General features: G+C 65.7%; 9 protein-coding genes. 8 read left to right on the top strand and 1 reads right to left on the bottom strand.

The window, feature by feature from the left end; all coding sequences use genetic code 11:
• The first annotated feature begins 139 nt into the window (after positions 1 to 139).
• The 5 genes from lpxK (at position 140) to AB6M95_RS17720 (ending at position 6931) form a co-directional block, all read left to right on the top strand.
• On the top strand, positions 140 to 1297 hold the full coding sequence (gene lpxK, locus AB6M95_RS17700) for a tetraacyldisaccharide 4'-kinase (protein WP_371388075.1): 1158 nt from the start codon (positions 140 to 142) through the stop codon (positions 1295 to 1297).
• Positions 1290 to 3485 carry a ribonuclease R gene (gene rnr / locus AB6M95_RS17705; protein ID WP_371388076.1) on the top strand — a complete coding sequence of 732 codons (2196 nt, stop codon included), beginning with the start codon at positions 1290 to 1292 and terminating at the stop codon, positions 3483 to 3485. Before lpxK ends, rnr begins: the two co-directional genes overlap by 8 nt.
• 172 nt (positions 3486 to 3657) lie before the next feature.
• Positions 3658 to 5643: a bifunctional metallophosphatase/5'-nucleotidase gene (locus AB6M95_RS17710; protein ID WP_371388077.1), complete on the top strand. Its 1986-nt coding sequence runs from the start codon at positions 3658 to 3660 to the stop codon at positions 5641 to 5643.
• Positions 5644 to 5871: 228 nt separating this feature from the next.
• Positions 5872 to 6534 (top strand): LexA family transcriptional regulator, encoded by a 663-nt coding sequence (locus AB6M95_RS17715; RefSeq protein WP_371388078.1) that lies wholly within the window; start codon positions 5872 to 5874, stop codon positions 6532 to 6534.
• A gap of 232 nt (positions 6535 to 6766) precedes the next feature.
• Positions 6767 to 6931 carry a hypothetical protein gene (locus tag AB6M95_RS17720; protein WP_338668112.1) on the top strand — a complete coding sequence of 55 codons (165 nt, stop codon included), beginning with the start codon at positions 6767 to 6769 and terminating at the stop codon, positions 6929 to 6931.
• A gap of 517 nt (positions 6932 to 7448) precedes the next feature.
• Here the strand turns inward: AB6M95_RS17720 and AB6M95_RS17725 are convergent.
• Positions 7449 to 8429, bottom strand: a complete 981-nt coding sequence (locus AB6M95_RS17725) for a diguanylate cyclase (protein ID WP_371388079.1) — start codon at positions 8427 to 8429, stop codon at positions 7449 to 7451.
• Between the two features lie 215 nt (positions 8430 to 8644).
• Between AB6M95_RS17725 and AB6M95_RS17730 the strand changes: the two genes are divergently transcribed.
• Genes AB6M95_RS17730 through AB6M95_RS17740 form a run of 3 tightly spaced genes read left to right on the top strand, consistent with a single transcriptional unit; the run spans position 8645 to position 14477 of the window.
• A complete protein-coding gene (locus tag AB6M95_RS17730; protein WP_371388080.1) occupies positions 8645 to 10060 on the top strand; it encodes a DUF4139 domain-containing protein in 1416 nt (471 codons plus the stop codon).
• Between the two features lie 11 nt (positions 10061 to 10071).
• Positions 10072 to 11265, top strand: coding sequence for a trehalose 6-phosphate synthase (locus AB6M95_RS17735; protein WP_371388081.1), 1194 nt, complete (start codon positions 10072 to 10074; stop codon positions 11263 to 11265).
• Between the two features lie 38 nt (positions 11266 to 11303).
• Positions 11304 to 14477, top strand: coding sequence for an HAD-IA family hydrolase (locus AB6M95_RS17740; RefSeq protein WP_371388082.1), 3174 nt, complete (start codon positions 11304 to 11306; stop codon positions 14475 to 14477).
• Positions 14478 to 14764: the final 287 nt, after the last annotated feature.

The following is a 14764-nucleotide window of genomic DNA, read 5'->3' on the forward strand; positions in this document are numbered from 1 at the left end:
GGGGGAAGGGGGAAAGGAAACCCTTTCCAAAGGGTTTCCTTTCCCCCTTCCCCCGGTCGCCGCAGGCGACACAATCCCTTGCCAGCGGCATGGGAGGGACGTATGCTTCTTCAATGACGAATCTTTTCCCTGGAGCGACATGCCCGAGACCGTGACCGATCTGCAACGCGCCCTGTATCCGCTGCTGCGTCCCTTTTCCTGGGTCTACGGCGGGGTCATGCGCGTGCGCGCCGAGCTGTACCGCCGGGGGCTGCTGCCCCGCTGGGAGGCGTCCGCGCTGACCGTGTCGGTGGGCAACATCGGCTGGGGCGGCTCGGGCAAGACCCCGGTGGCCGACTGGCTGCTCGGCTGGGCCGAGTCCAAGTCCATCCCGGTGGCCCTGCTGACGCGCGGCTACCGGGCCAAGCCCGACCATCTGCCCTACGAGGTCAAGCCGGGCGCGCTGGCCGAGGAGGCCGGGGACGAGCCGTTGATGCTCGCCCGCGCCCACGAGAAGACCCTGGTCCTGGTGGACCCGGACCGCACAAGGGCGGGCAAGCTGGCCATGCGGAAGGCGCACCCCGAGCTGATCATCCTGGACGACGGGTTCCAGCACATGGCCGTGCAGCGGCACGTGAATCTCGTGCTGCTCCGGCCCGACGACCTGCGCGAGGGGTGGAACCGGGTCATCCCGGCGGGCTCCTGGCGCGAACCAGAGGCCGCGCTGAAGCGCGCCGACGCCTTCCTGATCAAGGTCGGACCCAAGGGGTTCGCCCTGCTCAAGCCGCGCATCCTGGAGCGGTTGTTGCGGTTCGGCAAGCCGGTGTTCAGCTTCCGGCTCGCGCCCACCGGCCTGCGCAGCGTGGTCGGCGGCGAGACCGTCCGCGACTTCGAGGGCGAGCCGTACCTGCTGGCCACGGGCGTGGGCGACCCGGCCCAGGTCAGCGCCACGGCCGAGGCGTACCTCGGCTATCCGCCCAAGAGGCACCGGGTCTTCCGGGATCATCACACCTATTCCAAACAGGACGTCCTGGACCTGGTCCAGGAGGCCGCCCAGCTCGGCTGCGCGGCGATCCTGTGCACGCCCAAGGACGCGGTCAAGCTCGGGGCCATGTGCACCGAGATCTTCTGGCAGTTCGACCTGAGCCTGGAGTTCGGGCCGTCCACCCTGGGCGAGAAAGCGAAATTCTCCACCTGGTGGGACCGGCGCTACGATTCCTTCAGGCTGCGCCGCGCGGATCGCGCCGAACACGCGGCGGATTACAAAGCCCGGCACGAGGCGGACCTGCCGTCCGCCAAGGGAGACGACAATGGTTAAAAAGAAACGCTCTCAACCCAGGCCTTCCACGCCGCCCCTGTCCCCGGCCGTGCTGCTCAAACTGTTCAAGGAAGTGAAGCGGCCCATGTCCCGGGCCGAGATCATCCGCCAGCTCAAGCTCAAGAAGAAGGACAAGGCCCTGGTCAAGGACCAGCTCAAGGAACTGGTCCAGAACGGCAAGCTGGTGCGTATCCGGCGCGGCTACGGTCTGGCCGAGTCCATGCACTGCATCACCGGGCGGCTGGAAATCCAGCGCCAGGGCTACGGCTTCGTGGTCCCGGAGGACTCCCGGCGCAAGGACGTCTTCGTCAACCAGCGCGACCTGAACGACGCCTGGCACGGCGACCGCGTGGTCGTCTCGGTGGTCGGCGAACCCAAGGCCGGGCGCAACGCCGAGGGGCGCATCGTGCGCATCCTGGAGCGCGGGCGCAAGGTCCTGCCGGTCAAGGTGGTCAAGAAGATGACCGGCGGCGAATGGCTCTGCCGCCCGTCGGACCCGAGGCTCAACTTCGGGATCATCGCCACGCTCAAGGACGAGTCCATCAAGGTCAAGCCGGGCGAGATCGCCCTGTGCGCGCCTGGCGAGCGCATCGACCCGACCATGTGGGAAGGGCAGATCACCAAGCGGCTGGGCGAGGAGACCGACATTGCCGTGCAGGAGGCCCTGGTCAAGTCCAACCACAACATCCGCACGCGCTTCCCGTCCGGGTCCATGACCCAGGCCGAGACCCTGCCGCCCGAGCCGTCCAGGAAGGACTTCGCGGGCCGCCGCGACCTGACCAAGAAGCCGTTCGTGACCATCGACGGGGCCACGGCCCGCGACTTCGACGACGCCGTCCTGGTGGAGCGGCGGGGGAAGGGCTACCGGTTGTGGGTGGCCATCGCCGACGTGTCCCACTACGTGCCCGAGGGCTCGCCGCTCGACCGCGAGGCGTTCGAGCGCGGCAACTCCTATTATTTCCCCCGGTCCGTGGAGCCCATGTTCCCGGAGAAGCTGTCCAACGGATTGTGCTCGCTCAACCCGGACGTGCCGCGCCTGACCATGGTGGCCTGCATGGACACCGACCCGGACGGGCGCACCGTGAAGACCGAGCTGTTCCCGGCGGTCATCCGCAGCCACGCCCGGCTGACCTATTCCCAGGTGCGCGACGCGATCATCGAGAAACAGGCCGAGTCCCGCAAGACCATCGCCCCGGACCTGATCGCCATGCTCGAACTGTCCGAGGAGCTGGCCCGCAAGATCAATCTGCTGCGCGTCAAGCGCGGGTCGCTGGACTTCGACCTGCCCGAGCCCGAGATATTCTTCGACGTGCACGGCGAGACCGAGGACATCCGGCCCAGGCAGCGCAACTTCGCCAACCAGCTCATCGAGGAGTTCATGATCGCGGCCAACGAGGCCGTGGCCCACTTCCTGGTGGAGCGCGGCCTGCCCTGCATGTTCCGCATCCATCCCGCGGCGGACGAGGAGAAGCTCAAGAACCTGTTCCGGCTGCTGTCGCGCACGGACAAGTCCGTGGTCATGCCCAAGGAGATCACCCCCAAGAAGCTCCAGATGCTGGTGTCTTCCATGGAGGGGACGGACAAGGAGTACATCGTCAACCGCATGCTTCTGCGCTCCATGAAGCAGGCCAAGTACTCGCCGGACAACGAGGGCCACTTCGGCCTGGCGAGCGAGGAATACGCGCACTTCACCTCACCCATCCGGCGCTACGCCGACCTGGTGGTCCACCGGCTGGTCAAGGCCGCCCTGCATGAGGGCGAGGGCGTGCCCGCGCCCGTGCCGGGCCACAAGAAGCTGCTCAACGTGGCCAACCAGCTGTCCAGCCGCGAACGGGTGGCCATGGACGCCGAGCGCGAGATTCTCAAGCGCGTGACCGTCCTGTTCATGCGCGACAAGGTGGGCGAGACCTTCGACGCGGTCATCTCGCACATCACCGACTTCGGCTTCTTCGTGGAGCTCAAGGAGGTCATGGCCGAGGGGTTGGTCCGGCTGTCCACCATGGACGACGACTACTACACCTACTGGCCCTTGCGCGAGATGCTCGTGGGCGAGCGCACCGGCCAGTCCTTCTACCTGGGCCAGACCGTGGAGGTGGTCCTCGATGAGGCCAGCGTGGAGCGGCTGGAGCTGAACTTCAGCCTGCGCTCCGTGACGGCCGCCGCCAAGGACTACAAGGACCTGATCTAGGCGGGCCCACGTCCCGGCCCGACACGCGGGCCGGGCGGCGGCACGACCGTCGCCAAGCTGTCTCCATATTGCCGCACCGTGTTCACTTCCGGCGTGCAACCGCCATGTATCCTCCCCTGAACAGGGCGTCTCTCGACGCCCGTTTTATCTTTCAATTCAAGGGAGTATCCGCATGGCAACCCGTCGTGAATTCATCAAGCTTTCCCTGACCACGCTGCTCGGCGCCGGACTCGACGCCGTGCCCTTTTTCCCCGCCCGCGCGGCCCAGGCCGCGCCCGGCAGCCTCATGGCCCAGGCGGGCACCCCCAACCCCCACGGCGCGTTCGAACAGCTCTACTGGCTGAGCGGCGACGCCCTGGCCGGGCCGGTCTCCGCCATCTCCGGCGCGCCCCTGCCTACAGAATCAAGTGCAAGTAAATCCAAAGTGTTGCACATCATGCATTTTAATGACCTGCACAACATGATCTCCCTGCCCAACACGAAGAAGGGGACCACCCATCCGTTCTCGCAGATGGTCGCCCTGGTGGAGGCCCGGCGCGCCGCCGCAGGGCCGGACGACGTTGTCCTGCTGCTCGACGCGGGCGACGATCACACCGGGTCGGTCTTCGACGAACTGGTGGGCTGGAGCACGGACGAGTATGTGGTGGACCCGGCCTATACGGTCTACACGGCGGCCGGGTTGGACTGCGGGGCGCTCGGCAACCACGAGTTCGACCGGGGCGCGGCGGTCCTGCGCAAGGGCATCCGCGAGGCCGCGCGCTTCCCGCTGCTGTCCGCCAATCTGTTCGGCTCCGCGCACCTGAAAAGCGGCCGCGACTACTACCCGGCGGTCATCGGTGTGGCCAAGGGCGTGCGCATCGGGCTCATCGGCCTGACCACCCCGGTGGACACCCACACCAAGACCGAGAAGGACCCCGGCCTGGACGTGGGCAGCCCGGTTCAGGCCGTGCGCAACCTGGTCCCGGAGCTGAGCCGCCATGTGGACCTGCTCGTGGTCCTGTCCCACTGCGGCTACGGGCTGTCCGACGGGCGCTCGGGCAAGGCCGGGGCGGACCGCTTCCTGAGCGAGGGCGACAAGCTGATTGCCGAGGCCGTGGCCAAGTCCGCGTCCTGCCCGGCCCTGGTCATCGGCGGTCACACCCACACTGCGCTGAACGAGGACGGCCTGGCCCCGGAGAACGTGGTCGGCGGCGTGCCCATCGTTCAGGCGGGCGGCCGGGCCAGCCACGTGGGCGAGGTCACCATGATTCTCAACCCGGGCGGCGAACCAAAGGTGGAGGCCCGCTTGCACAAGATCAAAAAACGTGACGAGCGCGTGGCCGAGGGAGACCCCAAATTCGCCGGGCTGGAGCACGACAGGGATTTCCACGCCGGCTTCGAGGCGGCGCACGTCGCGCCCCTGATGGCCAACCTGGCGGGCAAGATGGCCGGGGAGATCGGCAGGGTGACCGGCAACCCGCCGGTGTCCACCGACGAGGTCTTCGCGGCCCGGTACACGCGGGAGATGGAGTTGGCCAACTTCATGAACGACGCCCTGGTGGCGCGGTCCGCGACGTTTCCCGAGGGGCGGGTGGACGTCAGCCTGTTCAACGCCACCGGGTTCGCCAGCGGCATCCCCACGTCGGGCGCGCTGACCTTCCAGGACTGGTACAACGTCATGCCGTTCGCGGACACTGTGGTCCTGGTGGAGATGACCGGCAGGCAGATCGCGGCCATGCTCGACAGCAACGCCAAGCGGCTGGTCCGGCCCGAGGAACTGAAGGGCGACAAGCGGGTGGACGTGACCGGCTACGTGTCGCGCGGGTTCCTGCACTTCTCCTCCGGCCTGCGCTACATCCTGAACCTGAACGGCTCGGCCGTCGGGGCCACGGCCTCAAGCATCGTCATCCAGGGCGCGCCGCTCAAGGACGTGCTGGACAAGACCTTTCGCGTGGCCATGAATTCCTATGTGGCTGCGGGCGGCTACGGCGAGAGCTGGAACGGCAACCCCATCGGCGGGGGCGTGCCCGGCGGGATCGTGGGCTTCGACATCAAATCCCTGGCCAAGTCCGACACCGGGCTGGTCTACCGCAACGAGATCATCGCCCACATCAAGAGCCTGCCCGTCCTGTCCCCGGCCGCTGGTCTGGCCCTGGACGGTCGGCTCAAGGTCATCTGATCGCACACGGCATCTCTGACCCACGGTAACAACGGTCCGGGGTGGAAGCCTTCCTGCTTCCACCCCGGGCCTATCTATTTATAATATGTAAAGAGGGCACGCGTCGTCTCCGAATCAAGGCTTCCGGGACCGTGCGTTTGAATCGACAAAGACTGTTTCTATGGTTGACAGTCTGGTTAATCGATAGTAAACATTTGTTCAGCAACATTCATTAACCAAGGCGCAACAATGAGCAACGGATTTGAAGCGTTTTTCAAGCGTCTCTGTTCGGAAACGGAGATCAACAACCAGTCCCAGCTGGCCCGCGAGCTGGACGTGGGGCGGGCGGCGGTGTCCCTGGCCAAGCGCAAGAACGCCGTGCCCGCCCGCTGGATTCTGGACCTGTCCGCCCGGTTCGGGTTGAACCCGCTGTGGCTGGAGCAGGGCAAGGGCTTCCCCCGGCCCGAGGCGGCCCTAGCGGCCGCCGCCGAGGACGGGGCGTGCTATGCGGAGATTCCCAAGGTGCGCGCCCGGCTCTGCGCGGGCGGCGGCTCGTTCGAGACCGAGGGCCAGGTGGAAGGGTACTACTCCTTCCGCTCCGACTGGCTGAACCACCGGGGCAACCCGGCCAACATGGTCCTCATGGAGGTCATCGGCAACTCCATGGAGCCGGAGATCAAGGAAGGGGACATGGTCCTCATCGACCAGTCGCGCACCGACGTCCTGTCCGGCGGCATCTACGCCGTGGGCGTGGAGGACACGGTCATGGTCAAACGCGTGGAACGCCTCCCCGGCACCCTGGTGCTCCGCAGCGACAACGTGGACTATTCGCCCATCCACCTGTCCGGCGACGAGCTCGACAACGTGCGCGTCATCGGCCAGATTCTCTGGGCCTCCCGCGAATACCGCTGACTCCTTTTCCCATCGCCAAACCGGGCCCCCGCTGCGCATCGCGCACCGGGGGCCTTTTTGTATCTTTCTGAAATAGCATACGATTTTTAAAAGTAGACAATTTGTAGGGAAAAGCACAACAAAATGTAAAAAAATAGTTGACAGAAAAGCCGAGGACTGTTTATTAAAGAATCACGTTGAGTCAATAAGTACGACACACGCACCACGGTGCGATACAAGCAAGGAGAGAGTCATGCAGGAACGTTTTTGCAAGTGTGGTCACAGGCTGATGGTCCAGTACACCCTCGACGGCTTCATCCCCTGGGAGGCGGTCATCCGCGACGACGAGGGCAGAACCTCTCCGGTCAAGGTGTGCCCCTGCTGCGGCAGCTACCTGTCCATCCATTTCCTTCGCTAGTTTTTCGTATTCCCCCTAGTTCCTCGCGGTCGCTTGATCCTTGCAGGCGGCCGCCCACATCCCTGTGGCCATGCGCTTTCCTCCCCGGAGCGCATGGCCCCTCTTTCCTTTTGCGCGGCGCGCGGCTTCCGAGAGCGGGCCATCTGCACATTTTTCCCGGCCGGTCCAATCCTCACGTAGACGGCTATCGCTGCTGTCGTCATCTCTAAGACCAAGCTAGCTCGGCCTAAGAGCTGGGGCACGCTGCGGTTGACCCGGCCGGAAGAAAATGCACAGCTGGCCCCCTCTCGAAAGCCTTGCATTGTGCGAGCGCGGGGGAGAGCCGCTGTCGGGTGCGGTGCACCCGAGTCGCTCCATATGGTGTGCGTTCTCATTGGTGACGAACCCACCGCAACGGCGTGCATCCATCCCGCGAAGCGGCGACAAAGAGTTTCGGGGGGAGATGGGGATGAGGGGTCGGAGGAAGGGGAAGAGGGGCCCCCTTGCAAAGGGTCCCCTCTTCCCCTTCCCCCGATTCCTATTGCCGGACTTGGTCGGGGCCGGGGAGGCAGATGGATTCGGTGCGGTTGCGGCCGGACTGTTTGGCCTGGTAGAGGGCGCGGTCGGCGGCCTGGATGAGGTGTTCCGGGGTGGTGTCGCAGGTGGGCACGGTGGCGGCCACGCCGATGGACACGGTCACGTTGCAGGCCACCTGGGAGTTGGGGTGGCTGATGCAGGATCTGCCCAGGTTGGCGTGGATGTTCTCGGCTACCACGCGGGCGCCGTCGAAGTCGGTGTTGGGCAGGATGATGGCGAACTCCTCGCCGCCGTAGCGGGCCACCAGGTCGCCGGGCCGGTTGGTGGCGTCGCGGATGGCCCGGGCCACGCCGCGCAGGCAGATGTCGCCGTCCACGTGACCCAGCGCGTCATTGTAGGCTTTGAAGTGGTCGATGTCGATCATCAGCAGGCCCAGGGGGTTGTCCTCGCGTCCGTTGCGCACCCATTCGCGGATGAGCGTGTCGTCGAAGCAGCGGCGGTTGGCCAGGCCGGTCAGTCCGTCCTGGTTGGACATGCGTTCCAGCTTGCGGGCCAGGCGCTCCAATTCGCGCTCGCGGAGCATGCGCTTGAGCATCTCGCGGCGCAGCTGCAGGGCGGAGCGCACCCGGGCGCGCAGCTCGGTGCGGCCCACGGGCTTGACGATGTAGTCCGAGGCCCCGGCCGCGAAGGCGCGGTCCAGCTCGTCGGAACCGTCGTTCGGGGCCACGGCGATGATCGGGATTTCCTCGAACTCGCGATGGGACTTGAGCGTCAGGATGGCGGCGATGCCGTCGGTGTCGTGGTTCTCGAGATCGATGAGCACCAGGTCCACGGGCGTGTCCCCGGCCACGGAACGCTGCAGGGTGTCCAGCGCCAGGTCCAGGCTGTCCACGTCCGACACGTCGGTATGGCCCGCGCCCAGCAGCATCTCGGTCAGCTGAATCGCCGTGGCCTTGGAATCATCGATAATGAGAATTTTCATGCGGGTCTTCTTCTACCAGATATCGGGTTTGATGGCGAGTCGGGAAATGGATGCCGGTCCGGTTCGGGACCGCTGTCCGCCGTGGTCCGGGGCAGTCTATGGTTGTGGTGATATTCTTTGTTATATTTTTGCAAAAACGATCCGGGCCGTGTATCTTGGAGGCTAGGCACTGATACTTTGTCCCTACGCACCCTCGAACCAACCCCGGAGGACCGATGAATCGGCCATGTTTTTCCGCCACCCCGCTGCTCGCCATAGTGCTTTTTCTCCTCGTTCCCCTCGCCGGGGCCGCGCAGGCCGCCGGTTCCTTGCTGGCCGTGTACAATTCCGGCCAGGCGCAAGTGACCGAGTCCCGCGTGGTGACCCTGCCCGAAGGGGCCGCCGCCGTGGTCTTCACCGATATCCCGTCCACCGTGGATCCGTCCTCCATCCGGGCCACGGCCCCGGACATGACAGTGCAGGACGTCGAATATTCCTACAAGCCGATCACGGCGGCCAACCTCCTCGACGCCTACATCGGCAAGGAGCTGTCCGTGATCCTGCCCGACCCGGCGGACGCCAACGCGCGCATCCTGCGCAAGGCCAAGCTGCTGGCCAACGCGGACCGGCCCATCTTCGCCATGGGCAAGGAGGTCTACGTGGGCTCCTACGAGGCCCTGCTCCTGCCCGAGATGCCCAAGGGGCTCGACGCCGAGCCGACCCTGACCCTGACCACGCGAAGCCAGGTGGCCGGGCGCAAGAACGTGGCCCTGAGCTATCTCATGGGCGGGCTGACCTGGCGCGCGGACTACAACCTGACCGTGAGCCAGTCCGGCGGCACCGCCGACCTGGACGCCTGGGCCACGGTGGAGAACAGCTCGAACCACGCCTTTCCCGGCGCGGACCTGCGCCTCATCGCCGGGGACGTGCAGCGGGCGGCCGCGCCCAAGATGTTCATGCGGGCCAACGCCATGATGGCCGACGGCATGGTCATGGAATCGGCCCCGGCTCCGGCCATGGCCGCCGAGGAGTCGTTCTCCCAGTACCACGTGTATGACCTGGGCCGGTACGTCGCCATCCCGGCGTCCGGCTCCAAACAGGTGGGGCTGTTCTCGGCCGCGAACATCCCGGTCACGACCGAACTGTCCAGCCGCTTCCACAGCGGCCCGAACCAGCGCGCCGGCAAGATCGACCAGAGCGTGGAATCGGCCCTGCTCTTCACAGACACCCAGGCGAACAACCTGGGCAAGCCCATGCCCGCGGGCGTGGTCCGCGTGTTCATGCCCGACTCGAACGGCACCAAGCTGCTGGCGGGCGAGGCGCGTATCGGCCACGTGGCCGAGGGCGGCGAGGTCCGGCTGGTCATCGGTCGCTCCTTCGACGTCAACGTTGAGCGCGTGCAGACCAGCTTCAACCGCATCGGCAAGAACGCGGCCGAGGTCGGCTGGCGCATCACAGTGCGCAACGGCTCGCCCGAGCCCAAGGACATCCGGCTCATGGAATCCCTGGCCGGGCAGTGGACCGTGCTGAACGCGGACACGCCGTACACGGCCAAGGACGCGGGCACCATCGAATTCGATCTCAAGGGCGTCGCTCCCTCCGTCGGCAAGGAGGGGAAGGTGATCAACTACACCGTGCGTTTCACATACTAAAAGGAGGGCGGATGGCCGGTATCGAACACGTTGAACTGAAGACGCTGAAGGATTTCTACGCGCTCATGGCCGCTTCCCGGAACCTCCGGAAGCGGGCCGTGGCCGCGATCCTCAACAGGGAAACGGTCGATCGGGACATCCCGGCCTCCCTGTCCAACCTCCTGGAATCGCTCGAAGCGGTGCCCGAGGAGGAGGGGGGCAGACGTCTCCGCCTCTCCGGCGGCCGGACCATCACCCTGGACATGGGCTACGAGATCGACGAGACCCGCAAGGACCTCTTCTACCTGGAGGAAGGCGAGGAGACTTTCCTGGAGATGCTGGCCGACTTCCACCCGGATTTCGACGAATACGTGGGGCGCGGCCGGGAGCTGTTGCGCGGCGTCGACCTGGACAGCCTGGTCACGGACCGCGACGGCACGGTCAACAACTACTGCGCCCGCTACCTGACCTCCATCCAGTCCGTATACAACGCGGTCTTCCTGACCCGCTTCGCCCGCACCCACGTGGACAAGCCGGTCATCCTGACCTCGGCCCCCCTGGACGGGCTGATCCGGATATCGGTCAACCCGGACGGCGAGTTCTATTACGCGGCGTCCAAGGGACGCGAGTGCCTGGACCGCGACGGCCTGGTCCGGCGGCTGGACATCACCCCGGACAAGCAGGCGGCCATGGACGCGCTCAACGCGCGGCTGACCGAACTGACCGGGCGGCCCGAACACGAGAAGTTCACCCTCATCGGCTCGGGCCTGCAATTCAAGTTCGGGCAATCCACCGTGGCCCGCCAGGACATCGGCGGGTCCATCGACAAGGCCGAGTCCGAGGCCTTCCTGACCACCCTCGAAGGCCTGGTGCGCGACCTGGACCCGGGCGGGCGCAACTTCCGCATCGAGGACACCGGCCTGGACGTGGAGATCATCCTCACCGTGGAGAGCAACGGGGGGCTCAAGGATTTCGACAAGGGCGACGGCGTGAAGTTCCTCAACGAAGAGCTCGGCCTGGGCCTGGCAAGCGGGGTCGGGCTGATCTGCGGCGACACCGGCTCGGACGTGCCCATGCTCGAGGCCGCCCTGGCCCTGTCGCCGGACACGCGCGCAATTTTCGTGACCCGCAAGGAGGAATTGGCGAAGCGGGTGACCGGCCTGACCGGCGCGGCGCTCATCGTGCCCGAGCCGGACATGCTCGTGACCATTCTGGGTACCCTGTGACCCGGACACCGGAGAATCAACATTCAAAGGAGTGATCCGTGGCAGCAATCACACTCAAGGGCGTCGTCTTCGACCTGGACGGCGTCATCACCCGGACCGCAAAGGTGCATGCCCAGGCGTGGGAGGCCTCGTTCAACGAATTCCTCAAGCTCCATGCCGAGGAGACGAACACCCCGTTCGAGCCCTTTGACCGCACCAGCGACTACCAGAACTACGTGGACGGCAAGCCGCGCTTCGAGGGCGTGCTCAGCTTCCTCAAGTCCCGGAACATCCGCCTCGACCCCGGCACCCCGGAGGACGCGCCCGGCTTCGGCACGGTCTGCGCCATCGGCAACAAGAAGAACGCGCTCTTCCAGGAAATCCTCAAGGAACAGGGGCCCGAGGTCTTCGACACCTCCGTGGCCCTGGTCAAGGAGCTCAAGCGCAACGGCGTGCTCGTGGCCCTGGCCACCTCCAGCCGCAACGGCATGCTCGTCCTGGAGCTGGCCGGGCTGACCGACCTGTTCGACGCCCACGTGGACGGCGTGGTCTCGGCCGAGCTCGACCTCAAGGGCAAGCCCGAGCCGGACATCTTCATCACCGCCGCCGAAAAGATGGGCTTGGTCCCCGGCGAGTGCGCCGTGGTGGAGGACGCCCTGTCCGGCGTCCAGGCCGGTTGCGCGGGCAACTTCGGGCTGACGCTCGGCGTGGCCCGGAACATCGGCGGCGAGATGCTGAAGCGGTTCGGGGCCGACATGGTCGTGTCCGACCTGGGCGAGATCTCCGTGGACGACCTCATGGAATGGTTCGAGTCCGGCATGGCCACGGACGAATGGTACCTGACCTACCACGGCTTCGAGCCGGGCGACGAGAAGCTGCGCGAGACCCTAACCTGCGTGGGCAACGGCTACCTCGGCTCGCGCGGGGCCTACGAGTGCGAGTGCTCGTCCTATTACTTCTACCCCGGCACCTACATCTCCGGCATCTTCAACAAGACCCCCAGCGACGTGGAGGGGCGCGAGATCTGGAACAACGACCTGGTCAACTGCCCCAACTGGCTGCCCGTTTCCGTCAAGATCGGCAACGGCGAGTTCGTCTCGCCCCTGTCCATGGAAATCCTGAGCTACTCCCATCGGCTGAACATGCGCGAGGCCGTCATGGAGCGCCATCTGGTGGTCCGCGACCAGGTGGGGCGCATCACCCGCATCTCCTCCCGGCGCGTGGCCTCCATGGCCGAGCCGCACCTGCTGGCCCTGCAATTCGACTACACCCCGCTCAACTATTCGGCCAAGCTGACCTTCCGCTCGTCGCTCGACGGCAACGTCAGCAACGAGGGCGTGGCCCGCTACTCCAGCCTGAACACCCATCACCTGAACCGGGTGGGCGGCGGCAAGGGCGGGGAGGGCATCTACCTGCACATGGAGACCTCCCATTCGCGCTACCAGATCGTCATGGCCGCCAAGACCCGCCTGCTCGAGGACGGCAAGCCCGTCGAGGTGCGCAAGGAGGTGGTCCAGGACCGGTCCAAGGTCTCCGAGGAAATCTGCGTCCAGGTCAGGGAAAACCACTGCTACGGGCTGGAGAAATTCGTCTACGTGCGTACCTCGCTCGACCGCGAGCCGGGCGACCTGCGCGAGCTGTGCCAGGACGGGCTCAAGGCCGTGAAGACCTTCAAGGGCGTGCACGGCCCGCACGCCAAGTCCTGGAAGGGGCTGTGGCAGAAGGCCGACGTCCGGGTCAAGGGCGACCGCTTCGTCCAGCGGGTGCTCCGGCTGCACGTCTATCACCTGCTGGTCACGGCCAGCCCGCACAACGCGGGCCGCGATGCGGGCATGCCCGCCCGGGGCCTGTCCGGCGAGGCCTACCGGGGCCACATCTTCTGGGACGAAGTCTACATCCTGCCCTTCTTCGACGCCAACTTCCCGGACATCTCCAAGGCGCTCCTCATGTACCGCTACAACCGCCTCGACGCGGCCCGCGAATACGCCCGCGAAAACGGCTACAAGGGGGCCATGTTCCCCTGGCAGACTGCGGACGACGGCAGCGAGGAGACCCAGGAGGTCCACTACAACCCCGAGGCCAAGTCCTGGGGGCCGGACCTGTCCCGCCGCCAGCGGCACGTGTCCATCGCGGTCTTCGTCAACGCCTGGCGCTACGTGTCCTGGACCGGCGACCAGACCTTCCTGCGCGAACACGGCGCGGAACTGATGCTCGACATCGCCCGGTTCTGGGGCAACATCGCCACCTACGACGAGGCCGAGGACAAGTACCACATCGACGGGGTCATGGGTCCGGACGAGTTCCACGAGAAGCTGCCCGGCGCGACCGAACCCGGCCTGCGCGACAACGCCTACACCAACATCATGGTCGTCTGGCTGCTCGAAAAGGCCCTGTTCATCCTCGAGGCCCTGCCGCCCACGCTCGTCAAGCAGGTCGGCGCGCACATCGGCCTGACCAGTGAGGAAATCGAGAAGTGGCGGGACATGACCACCAAGCTCAACGTCATCATGACCGAGGACGGGATCATCAGCCAGTTCGACGGCTACATGGACCTGCCCGAGCTGGACTGGGACTCCTACCGCCAGCGGTTCTACTCCATCCACCGCATGGACCGCATCCTCAAGGCCGAGGGCGATTCCCCGGACAACTACAAGGTCGCCAAGCAGGCCGACACATTGATGACCTGGTACATCCTCGAACCCGACGAGGTGGCCCGCATCCTGCGCAAGCTCGGCCACGAGATAGACGACCCGGTCAAGCTGCTCAAGGACAACTACGACTTCTACGAGAAGCGGACCAGCCACGGCTCCACCCTGTCCAAGGTGGTCCACGCGGTCATCGCCAAGTACATCTACCCGAGCGACGTGGCCTGGGACTGGTTCATGGAGGCCATGGACTCGGACATCCACGACACCCAGGGCGGCACCACCGTGGAAGGCATCCACACCGGCGTCATGGCCGGAACCCTGGAGGTCATCAAACAGGACTTCGCCGGGCTCAACCTGTCCTCCACCCCCATGAAGGTCGACCCGGACCCGCCCGCGCACTGGGGCGAGATGCGCCTGTCCTTCCTGTGGCGGTCCATCTGGTTCGACCTGGTCATCGAACAGGACCGCGTGAACATGACCGCCTTCCACCAGGGCGACAAGATCGTGCCCGTGGAAATCTTCGGCCAGACCTTCGAGCTCAAGCCCGGCAAGACGGTCGAGGCCAGGCGGCCCAAGGAGGAGTAGGTCGGCGGGACGACGGCGTGGAGGACGCCTCCGGCGGGCCGGTTGCGCGATTCGGGCAGAGAAAACGGAATGACGGCGTGCTTCTTCTCCAGAAGATGCGCGCCGTTTTCTCTGCCCGAATCGCGGTCTTTTTTTCTTTAGGAGGAACGGATTCCATACAGCATTGCTTTTTCGCCACACCGTAAAGGCATTCCTTACATTGAACGAGCCATTCCCCAGTTCAGCCCACCCCGCGAAGCGGCCCAAAAAGTTTAGGAAGGAAGAGGGGATGGGGGTCCGGGGGAAGG

This window comes from Pseudodesulfovibrio karagichevae, assembly GCF_041414475.1.
Classification (GTDB): Bacteria; Desulfobacterota; Desulfovibrionia; order Desulfovibrionales; family Desulfovibrionaceae; genus Pseudodesulfovibrio; species Pseudodesulfovibrio karagichevae.